We start from the raw sequence: 16,635 nt of genomic DNA on the forward strand, positions 1-16,635 counted from the left end.
TTCGCCGCGGCAGGCTGTGACGGCTCCTTCGGCCTGAGGGCATCCTCCAGGGCCCCAGGAAGACGCGCAGCGGCGTCGTGGGGAGTTCAGCCCGGCTCGATCCCCGCCTCGCGCGCCCGGGCGCCGAGCTCCTGGATCTGCTTGCGCAGGAAGGCCCGGAACCACTCCGGCTCGGTCGGCGTCGGCACATAGCCGAGCCGGGCGACGCGCTCGGTGAATTCCGGCTGCCGCAGCGCCGCGTTCATCGCCGCATTGGCGCGGGCGATGATGGCCGGCGACGTCCCGGTCGGCACCGCCATGCCGAACCAGAAGCGGAAGCCGTAGCCCGGCAGCACCGAGCCGACCGGCGGGATCTCGGGCAGCAGGGCGAAGGGCTCGGGCTGGGTGATGCCGAGGGCGCGCACCTTGCCCTCCTTCATCTGCGGCACGCCGGCCGGGATGTCGGTGAAGGTGCAGTCGATGCGCCCGGCGATGACGTCGGTCAGCGCCTCCGGCCCGCCGCGATAGGGGATGCCGGTCATCTCGACGCCGGCCATGCGCGCCATGGTGGCGGTGGCGATATGGGCGCTCTGGTTGCCGTAGCTGAAGGTGAGCGCGCCGGGCTTCTGCTTCGCCAGGGCGAGCAGCCCCTTGAGGTCGCGCGCCGGATGGCCGGTCGGCACGACGAGGATATAGGCGGTCTCGGCGACATAGCCGATCGGCGCGAAATCCTTCACCGGGTCGTAGGGGAGCTTCGGCACCACATAGGGGGCGAGGGCGCCGTTGGTGACCGAGAGCACGCACCAGGTCAGCCCGTCCGTGCCGGCGCGGGCGGCGCTGTCGGTGCCGACCACGCCGTTGCCGCCGGGCCGGTTGTCGATGATCACCGGCTGGCCGAGCTCGCGCCCGAGCGGCTCCGCGAGATGGCGCAGCAGCGTGTCGGTGACGCTGCCGGCGGGAAAGGCGACGACGATGCGCACCGGCCGGTCGGGCCAGCCCTCCTGCGCCCGGGCCGGCAGGGCGAGCAGGGCCGGCGCCGCGAGCAGGGCGCGGCGCGCGAGGCGCGGCCGCATCACGTCGCCCTCCCGAGGAAGCGGTGGATCTCGGTGTTGTCGGCCTTCGGCCCGAGCGCCGCCACCGCCTCGCCCCACAGCGCGCGGCAGAGCTGCAGCGCCTGCGCCTCCACCCCGGTCTCGGCCGAGATCGCGCCCGCCGTCTCCAGGTCCTTGCGCATCAGCCCGAGCTGGAAGCCGCCCTGGTAGCGGCCGGGCAGGATCTCCTGCTTCACCTTGGTCTCGGTGGCGACGTTGCGGCCGGAGGAGGCGTTCAGCACATCGGCGAAGATGCCGAGATCGAGCCGCATCGCCTCGGCCATGCGCAGCGCCTCGGCGCTCGCCAGCAGCCCGGCGGCATAGACGTAGTTGTTCAGCGCCTTCATCGCATGCGCGCTGCCGGTGGCGCCGGTGCGGATCAGCGCCTCGCCCATGTCGCGCAGCACCGGCTCCGCCCGCGCCCAGGCCGCGTCGTCGCCGCCGGCCATGATGGCGAGAGTGCCGGCGGTGGCCTTCACCACGCTGCCCGAGACCGGCGCGTCGATCAGCGCCGCGCCGCGCGCCGCGGCCAGCGCCGCCAGGCGCTGCGTCTCCGCCGGCAGGGAGGAGCCCATGTCGATGACGAGCTGGCCCGGCCGCAGCGCCGCCAGCAGCCCGCCCTCCCCCTCCATCACCTGCGCGACGATGCGGCTGTCGGGCAGCATCAGCACGATCACCTCGGCCTCGTCGGCGACCCCGGCGGGCGTCGCGGCGAAGCGCACCGCCCCGGGCTCCGCGCCCTCGGCCAGGGCGGCGCGCGCCGCCTCGCTGCTGTCGCAGGCGATGAGGTGCCGGCCGCGCCGCAGCAGGCTCCGCGCCATCGGCAGCCCCATCATGCCAAGGCCAATGAATCCAACCGGTGCGCCGGCTGCGGCCATCTCGTTCCCTCCAGAGGATCGCGTCCTGTCGCCGCGATGCTCCCCTGCCGGCCGCTCGCTGGCAAGGCGCGCCCTGTCCGGGAAGCTCCCTCCCGCGCGGCGCCGCTCAGCCGGCCCGCTGCAGGTCGCGCAGGGCCCGGTGGCTGATGCGGCGGATGCGGTGCAGGGCGAGCAGCGAGGCGAGCGCCGGATCGGTCAGGCAGGCGGCGTCATGGCTGCGGAGCGCCGCATGACGGGAATCGTAGTGGCTGGAGCCGAGATCGTCGCAGGTGACGATCAGCAGCCGGTCGCCGGGGGCGTAGCCGAGCCGCCCCGCCAGGCTCAGCCGCCCCGTCCACGCCTCGCCGGCCCTGGTGTCAGCCGGAGGCGCTATCAGCCGGCCCAGCCCGGCTGGCGCCTGGCCTTGAAGGCGGCGATGCCCTCCGCCGCCTCCTCGCTCGAGGAGGTGCGGGCGAAGGCGGCGGCGCCGGCCTCGGCATAGCCCTCGGGCGAGACCGGGCCGAGGGCGGCGAGCAGCCCCTTGGTCTCGGCGAGCGCCCCGGGCGCGCCCTGCAGCACCGCGGCGATGGTCGCCGCGAGCTGCGCCTCGAGCGCCGCGGCATCCTCCAGCACCTGGTGCACCAGCCCGATCCGCGCCGCCTCCGCCGCCGCGATCACCGTGCCCTCCAGCACCAGCCGGGTCGCGGCGGTGCGGCCGGTGCGGCGGGCCAGCCAGGGCAGGATCTGCGCCGGCACCAGGCCGCGCCGCACCTCGGGCGCGGCGAAGCGGGCCGAGGCGGTGGCGAAGGCGATGTCGGCGGCGCAGCAGAAGCCGAGGCCCCCGGCATGGCAGGCCCCCTCCACCGCCGCGACCACCACCTGCGGCAGGGCCGAGATGGCGGCGAAGCGGGCGCCGGTGCGGCGGTTGCGCGCCTCCGCCCGGGCCAGCCGCTCGGCCGGCGGCAGGTCGGAGGCGACCTCGGTGAGGTCGAGGCCGGCGCAGAAATGCCCGCCGGCGCCGGCGATCACCAGCACCCGCGCCGCGCGGTCCGCGGCCAGCTCGGCCAGCAGTTGGTCCCAGGCCTCGCCCATGGCGGCGCTGAGGGCGTTGCGGCGCGCCGGCCGGTTCATGGTGGCGCGCACCACCGGCCCCTCGCGGGTCACCAGCAACGGGGTGTCATCGGCCATGCGGGTCTGCCTCCACGGGGCGCAGCGGCGCCGGTCCTTCGCGCTCGGCGGCCAGCGCATAGGCGGCGCCATCCTCGGGCAACAGCAGCCGCTCGGCCACCAGCAGCTCGGCCGCGACGCGCACCGCCGCGGCATAGGCGGCGCGGCCGGGATAGCGCTCGGCGAGGCTCGGCCGCGGATCGCCGGCGGCGCGGCGGGCGGCGGCATCGGCGGCGAAGGGGAAGAGGCTGCCCTCGCGGTCGCAGGGCTCGCCCTGCAGCCCGGCCGCGGCGTAGAGGTTCCAGCCGGCATAGGTCGCGCGCGGCACCGCGATGTCGGGCAGGCGGATGCCGGCCAGCTCGTTGCCGTCGGCATCGATGGCAGGCACCAGGGGATGCCAGGCCTCCTCGGCGTCGCGGCGGCCGGCGACCCAGTCGGCCACCGCGGCGGCGGGGGTGACGGAGGGCGGCGGCAGGGCGCCGGGCAGGCGCGGGAAGCGCTGCTGCACCCGCTCCGCCGGCACCAGCGTGGCATCGGCGATGCGCGGCACGCGCGAGGGCGGCGGCGGCCGGCCGGTCTCCACCCAGTCCTCGAGCGCGGCGAGGAGGGCGCGCAGCACCGGGCTCGCGGAATGCGGGTTGTTGGCGTGGCGGCAATTGCCCCGCGCGCCGGTGGCGCCGAAGCGGCCGCCATGCCGCGTGCCGGCGACGAGGTAGTGGCGCGTGTTCGGCAGCTCCGGCAGGTCGCGCAGGCCGGCCGGGTCGGTATGGGTGAGCGAGGCGCCCTTCTGCCAGTATTCGGTGGAGGTGTTCACCTCCATCAGCAGCGGGTCGCTGCCGTCGCCCCGCATCAGCGCGGCGCGCCGGCCGGTCACCGGGTCGGTGGTCGCCGCCGCCGCCATCGGGAACCAGATCTCGGGATAGGCGAAATCCTCGTGCCAGGTCGCGGTGCGGTCGGGCTGGCCGAAGCGGTGATTGGCGAAGACCCGGCCGGCGCCGGCGATATGCGCCAGCACGCCATCGAAGACCCGGCCGCCGCGCCCGTCGGCATTCATGCCGAGATCGATGAAATGCCGCAGCCAGCGGCCGGATTGCGATAGGCCGACGGCATAGCTGGCGCGGATGGCGATGCCGGCGAGCGGCCCGGGCCGCCCATGCCCCTCCCCAGCCCCGCCCCCAGGCCCATCCCCCTGCCCGCCCTGGCGGAGGAAGCCGATCAGGTCGCGCGTCGCGGCGAAGCCGATGCCGAGCGGCCGGGCGCCGGTCGCGGGATAGCGGAATTCGTAGATGCTGCCGGGGGTGAAGCGGCGCCCCTCCGGCTCCAGCCGGATGGCCCGGTCGCCTGCATAGGCGAAGGCGACCGGCTCGGGCGCGTCCTGGCGGGTGCGGCGGACCGTCAGGCTGGCCTTGCCCGGATCGGGGTCGGCGACGGGATAGGACAGCGGCGCCGTCGGCCGGTCCGCCGGGTTGATCCGGGTGCCGAAGACGAACTCGTCCCGCACCGGCCCGGTGACGCCGGGCAGCACCGGCAGGGCGATGCGAAGCCCATCGTTGGCGGCCGGCGCCTCGGGGTCCCAGCCGTTCCAGACCACCGTCGTGCCGCGGCGCAGCGGCAGGGCGAGGCCGGCCGAGCCGGCGCTCCGCGCCGCGTTCAGCGCCGGCTGCGCCTCGGGGGAGTCGAACAGGTCGCGGAACAGCATCTTCCGGCCGCGGTTGGTGATCTCGGTGAGCAGCCGGCCATCGGCGCGCGCCGGGTCGGCCGGGCGCAGGATCACCACCTCGGTCGCATACTCCACCCAGCCGCGTTGGTTGCGCGGCGCCAGCGCCAGGTCGGCGATCGGCGCGTTGCGCGGATCGGCGGGGTCGAGCTCGCCCCGCGCCGTGGCGGCGATGCGGAGATAGGGGCCGGCGCCGAAATCCTGGCCATCGGCGAAGCGCTCCTCGGCCGTGACCTCGAAGGCGGTGAGGCGGGCGGCGGCCGGGGCGGCGGCCAGCAGCACCGCGGCGGCCGTGACGGCGCGTTTCATGATGGACCCTCCCGCGGCCAGGATAGCCGGATGCGCATCCTCGTTCCAAAGCCCCAATGCGTGCCGGCGCCCGCGGCTCAGCCGGCCTCGAGCGGCAGGCCGACATAGTTCTCCGCCAGCGTCAGGGCCCCGGCGGCGGAGCGGCAGACATAGTCGAGCTCGGCGAGCTGCACCCTGTGCTCGAAGGGATCGCCGCCGTCGAAGCGGTGCAGCAGGCTGGTCATCCACCAGGAGAAGCGCTGCGCCTTCCAGATCCGGCGCAGCGCGGTCGATGAATAGGCATCGAGCAGCGCCAGGCCCTGGCCGCGATGCCAGGCCTCGATGGCGCGGGCGAGGACGACGACATCGGCGATGGCGAGGTTCATGCCCTTGGCGCCGCTTGGCGGCACGATATGCGCGGCATCGCCGGCGAGGAAGAGGCGGCCGTGGCGCATCGGCTCGACGACGAAGCTGCGCATCGGCGTCACGCCGCGCTGCAGGATCGGCCCCTCCTTGACCGGCGAGGCGCCGTCGCGCCCGGCCATGCGGGCATGCAGCTCGGCCCAGATCCGGTCATCCGGCCAGGCGGCGAGGTCCTCCTCCGGCCGGCATTGCAGGTAGTGCCGCGCCAGGGAGTTGCTGCGCATCGTCGCCAGGGCGAAGCCGCGCTCGTGCCTCGCATAGATCAGCTCGTGCGAGGCGGGCGGGGCGGCGGCGAGGATGCCGAGCCAGGCGAAGGGATAGACCCGCTCGAAGACCTGCAGCCGCCCGGCGGGGATGGCGTCGCGGCAGATGCCGTGGAAGCCGTCGCAGCCGGCGAGGATGTCGCAATCGAGCACCTGCTCCCGGCCGTCCTGGCGGAAGGCGAGGCGCGGGCGATCCGTGTCGAGGCCCCGCACCGCCAGGCCCTCGGCCTCGAAGAGCAGCGGCGCGCCGGCGGCGAGGCGGGCGGCGATCAGGTCCTTCACCACCTCCTGCTGGCCGTAGATCGTCACCCGCTTGCCGGTCAGCCCGGCGAGGTCGATGCGGTGCCCCTCGCCGTCGAAGCGGAGCTCGATCCCAGCATGCGGCAGCCCCTCGCGGCGCAGCCGCTCGCCGACCCCGGTCGCGGTCAGCACGTCGACCGTGCCCTGCTCCAGCAGCCCGGCGCGGATGCGCTCCTCGACATAGGCCCGCGACCGGGCCTCGATGAGGACGGTCTCGATGCCCGCCCGGTGCAGGAGATGCCCGAGCAGCAGCCCGGCCGGCCCGGCGCCCACGATCCCCACCTGCGTCCGCATGACGGCCTCCCTCTCCTGCCGAGACTCTGCCGGCCGGGCCAGGGCTGGCAAGGGTTTGCGCCGGCGCCGCGCGGGCGCGACACTGCCGGCGGGAGGAACCGCCATGGCCCGCCAGCTCTACGACCTCGCCAGCGCCGACCCGGCGCTGCGCTTCAGCCCCTATTGCTGGCGCATCCGCCTCGCCCTCGCCCATAAGGGGCTGCCGGTCGAGACCATCCCCTGGCGCTTCACCGAGACCGAGCGGCTCGCCTTCTCCGGCCAGGGGCTGGTGCCGGTGCTGGTCGATGGCGAGCGGGTGGTGCACGAGTCCTGGGCCATCGCCGAATACCTGGACGCGGCCTATCCGGACCGGCCGAGCCTGTTCGGCGGCCCGGCGGCGCAGGCGGTGACGCGCTTCGTCAACGGCTGGGCCGATGCCACCCTGCACCCGGCGCTGGCGCCGATGATCCTGCGCGACCTCCTCGACGTCATCCTGCCCGAGCACCGCGCCTATTTCCGCGAGAGCCGGGAGCGGCGCTTCGGCCGCACGCTGGAGGCGATGGCGGCCGAGCGCGACCAGGCCGTGACCGGCTTCCGCAGGCTGCTGCAGCCGCTGCGCCTGGTGCTGCGGGCCCAGCCCTTCCTGGCCGGCGCGGCCCCCGCCTATGCCGACTACATCCTGCTCGGCACCTTCCAATGGGCGCGCTGCGTCAGCGGCTTCCGCCTGCTGGAGGGCGACGACCCGGTGCATGCCTGGCGGGCGCGGATGCTCGATGCGCATGACGGGCTTGCAGGGCGCGCCCCCGGCCACGAGGTGTAGGGCGGGCTGCCCGGAAAGGATGCGCGGCATGGCGGAACAGGAGGCGGAAGGCATGGTCTGCGGCCCGGAGGGCTGCGCCGATGGCCGGCCGACGCCGGCCGGGGCCGGCGGCGCGCGGCCGCTGCCGCGGGCGGCCTCCCGCATCGACGTGGTCTCGGACGCGATCTGCCCCTGGTGCTGGGTGGGCAAGCGGAACCTGCGCCGCGCGCTCGACCTGCTGGCGGCCGAGGGCGAGGCCTTCGAGGTGCATTGGCGCCCCTTCCAGCTCAATCCCGACATGCCGCCGGAGGGTGTGGAGCGCGAGGCGTACCGCGCCGCCAAATTCGGCAGCCTGGAGCGCAGCCGCGAGCTGGACGCGCAGGTGGCCGCCGCCGGGCGCGCCGCCGGGCTGGAATTCCGCCACGCCCTGATCCGGCGGACCCCGAACACGGTGGCGGCGCATCGCCTCATCCGCCTCGCCGGCGAGACCGGCCCGGCCTTGCAGGACCGCGTCGTCGAGGCGCTGTTCCAGGCCTATTTCCACGACGGCCAGGATATCGGCGACCGCGCGGTGCTGGCGGCCATCGCCGCCGGCGAGGGGCTCGAGGCCGGCGCCCACCTCATGGGCGAGGACGGCCGCGCCGAGGTGCTGGCGGAGGATCTGGGCTTCCGCCGCGCCGGGATCTCGGGCGTGCCGAGCTTCGCGCTGGAGGGGCATGTGCTGTTCAGCGGCGCCATGCCGGGCGAGCGGATCGCCGATGCGCTGCGCCGGGCGCTGGCCATCCTCCGCCAGCACGCCGCCCGCGCCGCGGAGTAGGACGCCCGGCGGTCGAGGGCGGCCGCCGGGCGACCGGCGTCAATACGTGGCCCGGCCGCCCGAGACGTCGAAGACGGCGCCGGTCGAGAAGCTGCAATCCGGGCTGGCCAGCCAGCAGATCAGGCCGGCGATCTCCTCCACCTCGGCGAAGCGCCCGGCCGGGATCTTGGAGAGCATGTAGGCGATCTGCGCCTCCGTCATCTGCTTGAAGATGTCGGTCGCCGCCGCCGCCGGGGTGACGCAGTTCACCCGCACCCCGGTCTGCGCCAGCTCCTTGCCGAGCGACTTGGTGAAGCCGATCACCCCGGCCTTGGCGGCGGAATAGGCGGCGGCGTTCGGGTTGCCCTCCTTGCCGGCGATGGAGGCGACATTGACGATGCGGCCGTAATTGCGCGCCCGCATCCCCGGCACCACGGCGCGGCAGGAGAGGAAGACGCCGGTGAGGTCGATCTCGATCACCTGCCGCCAGGCCTCGATCGGATAGGCCTCGACCGTCGCGTTCGGCCCGGTGATGCCGGCATTGGCGACCAGGATGTCGAGCGGGCCGAGGCGCGCCTCGGTGGCGGCGAGCGCCGCCTCGATGCTGGCATAGTCGGCAACGTCGACCCGCGCCGCGACGCCGCCGAGCCGGGCGGCCACCCGCTCGGCCTCGGCGAGGTCCACGTCCCAGATCGCCGGCCGGCCGCCGCTCGCCGCCACCCGCTCGGCGACGGCGAGGCCGATGCCGCGCGCGCCGCCGGTGATGGCCGCGACGCGGCCCTTGAGATCGAGTGCGTTCATCGCTTGTCCCTCACGCGTGACGGCCGATCCTATGGCCGGCGCGTGGCCGCGCCTATCCCGGCAGGGGCACCGCCGAGATAATGACGATGGCGCTGGCATAGGGGTATTCGTCGGTAATCGTCAGGTCGAGCTGCGCCGCATGCCCGGCCGGGGTGAGCGCGGCGAGGCGCGCCGCGGCGCCGCCCGCGAGATGCAGCGTCGGCTTGCCCGAGGGCAGGTTGACCACGCCGAGGTCGCGCATGAAGACGCCGCGGGCGAAGCCGGTGCCGAGCGCCTTGGAGGCGGCCTCCTTGGCCGCGAAGCGCTTGGCATAGGTGCCGGCGCGCAGCTTCTCGGTCCGCCGCTCCGCCTTGGCCCGCTCGACCGGGGTGAAGACGCGCTCGAGGAAACGCTCGCCGTGGCGGGCGATGACCTGTTCGATGCGGCGGATGTCGACGACGTCGTTGCCGAGGCCGATGATCATCCGCGCATGCGCTCCACCCGAAGGTTGTCGGCCGGGGCGCGCAGCGCCGCCATGATGCGCTCCAGGTGCCGCAGGTCGGTGACCTCGACGTCGATCAGCACCTCGATGGTCTCGCCGTCCCGGTGCTGCACCTTCAGCCCGGTCACCGCGCCGTCGTTCTGCGCCACCGTCTCGGTCAGGGCGGCGAGGGCCGAGTTGCGCGTCCGCGTCTCCACCACCACGCGGCCGACCCGGGTCGCGGAAGAGGCCTCGTCCCAGTCGATGTCGAGGAAGCGCTCCGGCGTCGCCGCGAAATTCTCGAGCGTGTGGCAATCGGCGGCGTGGATCGTCACGCCCTTGCCGGTGGTGACGATGCCGAGGATGCGTTCGCCCGGCAGCGGATGGCAGCAGCCGGCGAAATGGTAGGGCATGCCGCTGACGAGGCCGGTGACGGGCAGCCCGGCGGCGGCGGTGGCGCGGCCGCCGCCGGCCCGCTCCGGCCGGCCGAGCATCGGGCTGGCGCCGAGCCGCGCCCGCGGCCGGGTGAGCGGCAGCGGCTCGGTGTTGCGCGGCGGGATGCGCAGCTCGGGCACCGCGGCGTGCAGCACCTCGCGCGCCGAGAGCGAGCCGGAGCCGACCGCGGTGTAGAGCTCGTCCAGCCCCGGCTGCTTCAGCGCCTTCAGCGCCCCTTCCAGCAGCTTCTCCGACCCCTCCAGCCCCTCCTGGCGGAAGACGCGCACGATGGCGGAGCGGCCGCTCTCGCGGTTCTCCTCCTTCTGCCGGGCATGCACGAAGCGGCGGATGCGGGCGCGCGCCTTGCCGGTGACGACGAAGCGTTCCCAGGCCGGGTTGGGCTGGCCGCCGCGGGCGGTGATGATCTCCACCTGGTCGCCATTCTCGAGCTGGTGGCGCAGCGGCACGATCTTGCCGTTGACCTTGGCGCCGACGCAGGAATCCCCGACCTGGCTGTGGACCTCGTAGGCGAAGTCGATCGGCGTGGCGCCGCGCGGCAGCTCGATCAGGTCGCCCTTGGGGGAGAAGCAGAAGACCTGGTCGCGGTGCAGCTCGAGCTTGGTGTGGTCGAGGAAGTCCTGCGCGCCCTCGGCATTCTCCAGGATGTCGAGCAGCGCCCGCACCCAGGGGTAGCGCTTGCGGTTGGCGCCCGGGGTCTGGCCCGCCGGCCCCTGCTTGTAGATCCAGTGCGCGGCGACGCCGTATTCCGCGACCTCGTGCATCTCGCGGGTGCGGATCTGCACCTCGATCTTGGCGTTGCGCCGCTCCGGCACCGTCACGCCGGTGTGCAGCGACTGGTAGCCGTTGGTCTTTGGCGTCGAGATGTAGTCCTTGAAGCGGCCGGGCACCACGCGATAGGCGTCGTGCACGGCGCCGAGCGCGGCGTAGCAGGCGGCGCGGTCGTCGACGATGACGCGGAAGGCCATGACGTCCGAGAGCGCCTCGAAGGCCACGTTCTTCTTCTGCATCTTCAGCCAGATCGAGTAGGGCGACTTCTCCCGACCCGTGACGTCGATCGCATGCACCCCGTGCCGCCCCAGCACGCGCTTCAGGTCCTGCTCGATCTCCTTGATCAGGTTGGCGCTCTGGCCGCGCAGATAGGTCAGGCGGGCGGCGATGGTCTGCCGCGCCTCCGGATGCATCTCCTGGAAGGAGAGGGTCTCGAGCTCGGTCTTCAGCGCATCCATGCCGATGCGCTCGGCGAGCGGGGCGAAGATCTCGATGGTCTCGCGCGCCGTCTTCCGCCGTCGCTCCGGCTGCGGCACGAAATGCAGCGTGCGCATGTTGTGCAGCCGGTCGGCGAGCTTGACGAGCAGGACGCGGATGTCCTCGCTCATCGCCAGGACCAGCTTGCGGAGGTTCTCCGCCTGCTTGGTGCGCTCGGATTGCAGCTCGATGCGCGTCAGCTTGGTGACGCCGTCCACCAGCCGGGCGACCTCGGCGCCGAAGCGGCGCTCGATCTCCTTCAGCCCGACGCTGGTGTCCTCGGCGACGTCGTGCAACAGCGCGGTCGCGATGGTCGCGCTGTCGAGCCGGTAGTCGGCGAGGATGTTCGCCACCGCGATCGGGTGGGTGATGTAGGGGTCGCCGTTCTCGCGGCGCTGCGTCGCATGCGCCTCGGCGGCGGTGCGGCCGGCGCGCTCGATCAGCGCGACATCGGCGCGGGGGTCGTAGCCGGCGACCCGCCGGGCGAGGGCTTCCACCTCTTCCAGTCCCGGGGGCAGTCCCGGGGGCAGCCCCGGCGGCGGGCCGGCCGGCGGCGCGGCTGCGAGGCCCGCCGGCGCCAGGCCGGCGGCCGGGCCTTCCGGGGCGCGCGGCACCGGAGCCGCCAGAGGCCCGGTGTCGCGCGTGGTCAATGGCGCCTCCTCAGCGACGGGTCCTCAGCGACGGGCGCCGTTGAGCTCGGCCGCGATCGCCGCCTCGAGATCGTCCGGCGACATGTCTTCGAGGCCCTGGCCCTCGGCGGGCAGCTCCTCGTTGACATCCATGACGCCGAAGATGTTCTCGTCGGTGGCGATGAGGTCGAGCACCTCCTCCTCCGCCGGCTCGGGCTCGGGTGCGCGCTGCAGCGACTTGATCAGGTCGGCCTCGATGGCATCGAGCGGCACCGTCTGGTCGGCGATCTCGCGCAGCGCCACCACCGGGTTCTTGTCGTTGTCGCGGTCGAGGGTCAGCTCCTCGCCGCGGCCGATGTTGCGGGCCCGCTGCGCCGCGAGCAGCACGAGCTCGAACCGGTTGGGGATCTGGAGGATGCAGTCTTCGACTGTGACACGCGCCATCGCGGCCTCGTTATCGCTTGGGGCGACGCGCGGAGGAGACCCCCGCAACGCACCGCTTTTCAGGAGAATCCTTCAGATAGACACCCCGCCGGCCCGGCGCAAGCATCAAGGCCCCCGCCATGCCGCTGCGCAGCATGGCAGCCCGGATCGGCGCGGCAGGACCGGCGGCGCCGGTTACAGTTTGCGGCACGCCACCCCCTGGCCAAACGTGGGTAAAACTCCCACTATCCGGCCAGCACCGGCACGGACGGGGCCTGGTCGGCCAGATCCTCCAGCAGCGCCTCGACGGTCCGGCCGAGGACGGGGTGGACCCAGCCGGGCGCCACGTCGCGCAAGGGCTCGAGGACGAAGCGGCGCAGATGCGCCCGGGGGTGCGGCAGGATGGGATCGGGCGCGGCGCGGCGCAGGCCGTCGACATCGATCAGGTCGAGATCGAGGGTGCGCGGCGCATTGGGGAAGGGCCGCTCGCGGCCGGCACCGGCCTCGATGCGTTGCAGCATGCGGAGCAACTCTCCCGGCTCCGGGGCTGTTCCCTCTAGACGCGCGATGCCGTTGATGTAAGGCGGCGACCCCGGCAGGGGGGGAACCGGGTCAGTTCTGTACCAGCGCGAGAGCGCCGCCAGCCGCAGGCCCGGCAGGGCCGCCAGCGCCGCCGCGGCCGCTTGGCAGGTCGCCAGGGGCGAGGCGCCGGTCGCGGCGGGCAAATTCGCGCCAAGGGCGATAATTATCACGTTTTCTCGCTTACAAATCGATAAGACCAGGGTAGTATGGAAAGGTGCCACATCGGCATGCATCACATTTCGAGAGCGCGTAGCTTGCAGCCCGAGCGGATCGAACGCGTCGCCGTCTTCATCGACGGCGCAAACCTTTACGCCGCGTCCCGGACCCTCGGGTTCGACGTGGACTACAAGAACCTCCTGGCCCATTTCCGCCAGCGCGCCTATCTCGTGCGGGCCTACTACTACACGGCGCTGCTCGAGACGGAGGAGTACTCGCCCCTCCGGCCCCTGGTCGATTGGCTCGGCTACAACGGCTATGCCGTCGTCACCAAGCCGGCGAAGGAGTTCACCGACGCCACCGGCCGCCGCCGGGTGAAGGGCAGCGTGGACATCGAGATGGCGGTCGACGTGCTGGACCTGACGCCGCATCTCGACCACGCCGTGATCTTCTCGGGCGATGGCGACCTGCGCCGGCTGGTCGAGGCGGTGCAGCGCCGCGGCGTGCGGGTGACGGTGATCTCCACCATCCGCACCCAGCCGGCGATGATCGCCGACGACCTGCGCCGGCAGGCGGATTCCTTCATCGACCTCGCCGACCTCGCCGAGCACATCACCCGCCGGCAGGTGGAGCCGCGGGCCCGCACCGCGCCGCCGCCGGCGCGCGCCGCCGCCACCGGGACCCGCGCCACGCCGGCCGATCCCTTCCGCGAGGGGCCCGAACTGCCCGACTAGGGCGGGTCCCGTTCGCGTGGGACCACGCGAACGGATGAAGGTCGTCTGAAAGCAATGGCCTGGTGCATGCTGCGCGAACCCGGGCGGACGCGGCATGCCCAGGTCCGGCCGAGGGCCCGGGGGCCCGCTGCCGCCCGGGGCCGGGCATCGGGCGGCCAGGCCACGGACCCGGCTGCCCCTGCCCGCCGGCCCCTTCCCGCCCACCCCTTCCCGCCTTGGCGCGGCCGCGCTACCTCGCGGCCAGCCGCGATGATCCCCGCCCCCCTTCCCCCCGATCCGCCCCAGCCGGACCGCGACTGCCCGCTCTGCCCGCGGCTCGTCGCCTTCCGCAGCGCCAACCGCGCCGCCTTTCCCGACTGGCACAACGCCCCGGTGCCCTCCTGGGGCCCGCGCGACTCGCGCATCCTGGTGCTCGGCATGGCCCCCGGCCTGCGCGGCGCCAACCGCACCGGCCGCCCCTTCACCGGCGACCATGCCGGCAAGCTGCTCTACGCCACCCTGCTCGACCAGGGTCTGGCGCGCGGGCGGTACGAGGAGCGGCCGGATGACGGGCTGGTCCTCACCGGCTGCCGGGTGGTGAACGCGGTGCGCTGCGTGCCGCCAGCGAACCTGCCGCAGCCGGTCGAGGTGCGGAGCTGCAACGGCTTCCTCGCCGGCGAGCTGGCGGCGATGCCGGCGCTGCGCGTCGTCCTCGCCCTCGGCGTGCTGGCGCACAACGCCCTGCTGCGGACCTTCCGCATCCCCGCCGCCCGCCTGCCCTTCGGCCATGGCCGGCTGCATGCGCTGCCGGGCGGGCTGCTGCTCGCCGACAGCTACCATGTCAGCCGCTACAACACCTCGACCCGCCGGCTGACGCCCGCGATGTTCGAGGCGGTGATGCAGGAGGTCGTCGCCCGGGCCGCCGCCTGAGCGCGGCCGCCCGACCGCGACGGGGCGCCTGCCGCGACGTCGGACCGCGACGTCAAACTGGCAGCCGCACCCGCGCCCGCAGCCCGCCCATCGGGCTCTCCTCCAACGAGATCTCGCCGCCATGCGCCCGCACGATGTCCCGGGCGATGGCGAGGCCGAGCCCGGTGCCGCTCGGCGAGCCGCTGTGGAAGGGGCGGAAGGCACCCTCCCGCTGCCCGGCCGGGATGCCGGGCCCGTCATCGTCCACCACCACCTCGGCCCAGAGGGGCCCCGACGCGGATGAGCCCGACTCGCGCCCCCCCGGCTCGCCGGGCCCCGCGCCGGCCGGGCTGCCGCGCGGCACCGTCCGCACCGCCACCGCGACGCGGCCGGCATGGCGCCGCGCATTGTCGAGCAGGTTGCCGAGGCAGCGGCGCAGCGCATCGGGCCGCAGCGGCATCAGCAGCGCCGGCGGCGCCGCCACCGCCACCTGCGCCCCGGCGCGGCGGGCATTGGCGGCGATGTCCTGCACCAGCTCGACCAGATCCGCCTGCCGCGCCTGCTCGGTCCCCTCGCCGCGGGCGAAGGCGAGATAGGCGGCGGTCATCCGCTCCATCTCCTCGACATCCTGGGTCAGGGCGACGAGGTCCTCCTCGGTCTCCGGCGCGCGCGGCAGCATGGCCAGCGCCAGCCGCATGCGGGTCAGCGGCGTCCGCAGGTCGTGGCTGATGCCGGCCAGCATCTCGGTGCGCTGGCCGACGAAGCGGCGGATGCGCTCCTGCATCTGGTTGAAGGCGGCGGCGGCCTGGCGCACCTCGCTCGCGCCCTCGGGCTTGATGGCACCGACATCGCGGCCGAGGCCGAAGGCCTCCGCCGCATCGGCGAGGCGGCGGATTGCCCGCACCTGGTTCTTCATGAAGAGGATGGCGATGCCCGAGAGCAGCAGCGCCGAGCCGACCAGCCAGATGACGAAGAGGTAGAGCGTCGCGGTGAAGAGGCGCTTGCGCGGCGCCTCGACATGCAGCACGCCGTCCGGCAGCTGCACCCGGATGATGACGCTGCGCGGGTCGCTCTGCCAGTCGGTGTCGAAGGGCAGCCGCACCCGCTCCCAGAGGGCTTTGTTCAGGTCCTCCTCGAGCGGCAGCAGCGGCAGGCTGGCGGGGCGGGTGACGAGCTCGAGACGCGCCCCCGGCTCGAAGGCGAGCGCCAGGTCGAGCCGCCAGACCGCCTCGCGGAACAGCCAGGGGCGGTTCTCCGGCTCCTCCCGCCGCACCAGCTCGACCAGCATCGCCACGTCGCCGGCCACCCCCCCGGCGAGCCGGCGCGAGATGACGTCGAGATGCCCGCCGTAGAAAAGCTGCAGCGCCACCGCCTGCAGCACCAGGATGGGTACCAGGATGATCAGCACCGAGCGGCCGAGCAGCCCGCGCGGCACCAGCGCCCGCAGCACCCGCGCCAGCGGCCGGCGCGCCGGCGGCGCCTCGGCGGCGCGGGCGCTCACGGCCCGGGCCGCAGCACGTAGCCGCGGTGGCGGACCGTGTGCAGGAAGCGCGGCTCGCGCGGGTCGGGCTCGATCTTGCGGCGCAGCCGGGTGACCTGGACATCCACCGCCCGCTCCCCGGCCTCCGGCGTGCCGAGGGCGGCGGCGATCTCCTCGCGGCTCAGCACCTCGCCGGCGCGGCGGGCGAGCGCGGTGAGCAGCGCCGCCTCGCCGCCGGTGAGGCGGATCGTGCCCTCCGGCCCGCGCAGCTCCGAACGCTCGGCATCGAACCAGCGCATGCCGAGCTGCACCGGCGCCTGCGGCAGCACCGGCTGCGGCGGCGGCGAGGTGCGGCGCAGGATGGTGCGGATGCGCAGCGCCAGCTCGCGCGGGTCGAAGGGCTTCGCCAGGTAGTCGTCCGCGCCCATCTCGAAGCCGGCGACGCGGTCGTCCGGCCCGCCGCGCGCGGTGAGCATCAGCACCGGCACGTCCTTGCCCTCGCGCCGCAGCGACTCGACCAGCTCCAGCCCGCTCTCGCCCGGCATCATGACATCGAGCACCAGCAGGTCGAAGGCCATGGCCGAGAGCGCGCCGCGGGCCGCGGCGGCATCGGCCGCGGCGGTGACGCGGAAGCCCTGCTCGGCCAGGTAGCGCTGCAGCAGCGCGCGCAGCCTGGCATCGTCGTCCACCACCAGGAGATGGGCGTTGTCGATGGCGAGTTCGGCCGGCATGTCCTGCGTCTTCCCCCGGGAGGCGGGCCGCGGCGACCGATCGGCGGCCGGGGCGCCCGTTCTCCGATAGGCTGGGATGGCATCCGGCGCCAGCGGC

The 16,635-nt window shown here is 74.1% G+C and carries 16 protein-coding genes; 4 read left to right on the forward strand and 12 right to left on the reverse strand.

The window, feature by feature from the left end; genetic code table 11:
* Positions 1-86: 86 nt before the first annotated feature.
* From DOO78_RS21785 to pobA, 5 genes are all read right to left on the reverse strand, one after another.
* Positions 87-1,052, reverse strand: a complete 966-nt coding sequence (locus tag DOO78_RS21785) for a Bug family tripartite tricarboxylate transporter substrate binding protein (RefSeq protein ID WP_111471992.1) — start codon at positions 1,050-1,052, stop codon at positions 87-89.
* Positions 1,052-1,948 (reverse strand): NAD(P)-dependent oxidoreductase, encoded by an 897-nt coding sequence (locus DOO78_RS21790; protein WP_111471993.1) that lies wholly within the window; start codon positions 1,946-1,948, stop codon positions 1,052-1,054. Before DOO78_RS21790 ends, DOO78_RS21785 begins: the two co-directional genes overlap by 1 nt.
* Before the next feature lie 372 nt (positions 1,949-2,320).
* Positions 2,321-3,115, reverse strand: a complete 795-nt coding sequence (locus tag DOO78_RS21795) for an enoyl-CoA hydratase/isomerase family protein (protein WP_111472039.1) — start codon at positions 3,113-3,115, stop codon at positions 2,321-2,323.
* Positions 3,105-5,120, reverse strand: coding sequence for an alpha/beta hydrolase domain-containing protein (locus DOO78_RS21800; protein WP_111471994.1), 2,016 nt, complete (start codon positions 5,118-5,120; stop codon positions 3,105-3,107). Before DOO78_RS21800 ends, DOO78_RS21795 begins: the two co-directional genes overlap by 11 nt.
* 77 nt (positions 5,121-5,197) lie before the next feature.
* Positions 5,198-6,379, reverse strand: coding sequence for a 4-hydroxybenzoate 3-monooxygenase (pobA, locus tag DOO78_RS21805; RefSeq protein WP_111471995.1), 1,182 nt, complete (start codon positions 6,377-6,379; stop codon positions 5,198-5,200).
* A 103-nt stretch (positions 6,380-6,482) separates the two neighbouring features.
* Here pobA and DOO78_RS21810 point away from each other — a divergent pair, with 103 nt between their 5' ends.
* Together DOO78_RS21810 and DOO78_RS21815 are read left to right on the forward strand one after the other, a co-directional pair.
* Positions 6,483-7,178 (forward strand): glutathione S-transferase family protein, encoded by a 696-nt coding sequence (locus tag DOO78_RS21810; RefSeq protein ID WP_111471996.1) that lies wholly within the window; start codon positions 6,483-6,485, stop codon positions 7,176-7,178.
* Positions 7,179-7,206: 28 nt separating this feature from the next.
* Entirely contained in the window at positions 7,207-7,974 is a 768-nt protein-coding gene (locus DOO78_RS21815) for a DsbA family oxidoreductase (RefSeq protein ID WP_207803008.1), read from the forward strand.
* Positions 7,975-8,013: 39 nt separating this feature from the next.
* On the opposite strand, the gene DOO78_RS21820 is transcribed toward DOO78_RS21815, so the two are convergent.
* The 5 genes from DOO78_RS21820 to folK form a co-directional block, all read right to left on the reverse strand.
* On the reverse strand, positions 8,014-8,754 hold the full coding sequence (locus DOO78_RS21820; RefSeq protein WP_111471997.1) for an SDR family oxidoreductase: 741 nt from the start codon (positions 8,752-8,754) through the stop codon (positions 8,014-8,016).
* A 52-nt stretch (positions 8,755-8,806) separates the two neighbouring features.
* The gene (acpS, locus tag DOO78_RS21825) at positions 8,807-9,217 is read right to left on the reverse strand and encodes a holo-ACP synthase (protein WP_111471998.1); all 411 of its coding nucleotides are present in this window, start codon (positions 9,215-9,217) and stop codon (positions 8,807-8,809) included.
* Positions 9,214-11,496, reverse strand: coding sequence for a RelA/SpoT family protein (locus DOO78_RS21830; RefSeq protein ID WP_111472041.1), 2,283 nt, complete (start codon positions 11,494-11,496; stop codon positions 9,214-9,216). The genes acpS and DOO78_RS21830 overlap by 4 nt, the downstream gene beginning before the upstream one ends.
* A 93-nt stretch (positions 11,497-11,589) precedes the next feature.
* A complete protein-coding gene (gene rpoZ / locus DOO78_RS21835; protein ID WP_111471999.1) occupies positions 11,590-11,988 on the reverse strand; it encodes a DNA-directed RNA polymerase subunit omega in 399 nt (132 codons plus the stop codon).
* A gap of 224 nt (positions 11,989-12,212) precedes the next feature.
* Positions 12,213-12,719, reverse strand: a complete 507-nt coding sequence (folK, locus tag DOO78_RS21840) for a 2-amino-4-hydroxy-6-hydroxymethyldihydropteridine diphosphokinase (protein ID WP_111472000.1) — start codon at positions 12,717-12,719, stop codon at positions 12,213-12,215.
* Positions 12,720-12,803: 84 nt separating this feature from the next.
* Here folK and DOO78_RS21845 point away from each other — a divergent pair, with 84 nt between their 5' ends.
* The gene (locus DOO78_RS21845; RefSeq protein WP_243634724.1) at positions 12,804-13,439 is read left to right on the forward strand and encodes a LabA-like NYN domain-containing protein; all 636 of its coding nucleotides are present in this window, start codon (positions 12,804-12,806) and stop codon (positions 13,437-13,439) included.
* Between the two features lie 249 nt (positions 13,440-13,688).
* Positions 13,689-14,348: a uracil-DNA glycosylase gene (locus DOO78_RS21850; protein ID WP_111472002.1), complete on the forward strand. Its 660-nt coding sequence runs from the start codon at positions 13,689-13,691 to the stop codon at positions 14,346-14,348.
* A 52-nt stretch (positions 14,349-14,400) separates the two neighbouring features.
* On the opposite strand, the gene DOO78_RS21855 is transcribed toward DOO78_RS21850, so the two are convergent.
* Together DOO78_RS21855 and DOO78_RS21860 are read right to left on the reverse strand one after the other, a co-directional pair.
* Positions 14,401-15,828, reverse strand: a complete 1,428-nt coding sequence (locus DOO78_RS21855; RefSeq protein WP_111472003.1) for an ATP-binding protein — start codon at positions 15,826-15,828, stop codon at positions 14,401-14,403.
* Positions 15,825-16,538 (reverse strand): response regulator, encoded by a 714-nt coding sequence (locus DOO78_RS21860; protein ID WP_165839027.1) that lies wholly within the window; start codon positions 16,536-16,538, stop codon positions 15,825-15,827. The genes DOO78_RS21855 and DOO78_RS21860 overlap by 4 nt, the downstream gene beginning before the upstream one ends.
* Between the last annotated feature and the right edge of the window lie 97 nt (positions 16,539-16,635).

Origin of the sequence: Roseicella frigidaeris, assembly GCF_003258945.1 — a bacterium.
Classification (GTDB): Bacteria; Pseudomonadota; Alphaproteobacteria; order Acetobacterales; family Acetobacteraceae; genus Paracraurococcus; species Paracraurococcus frigidaeris.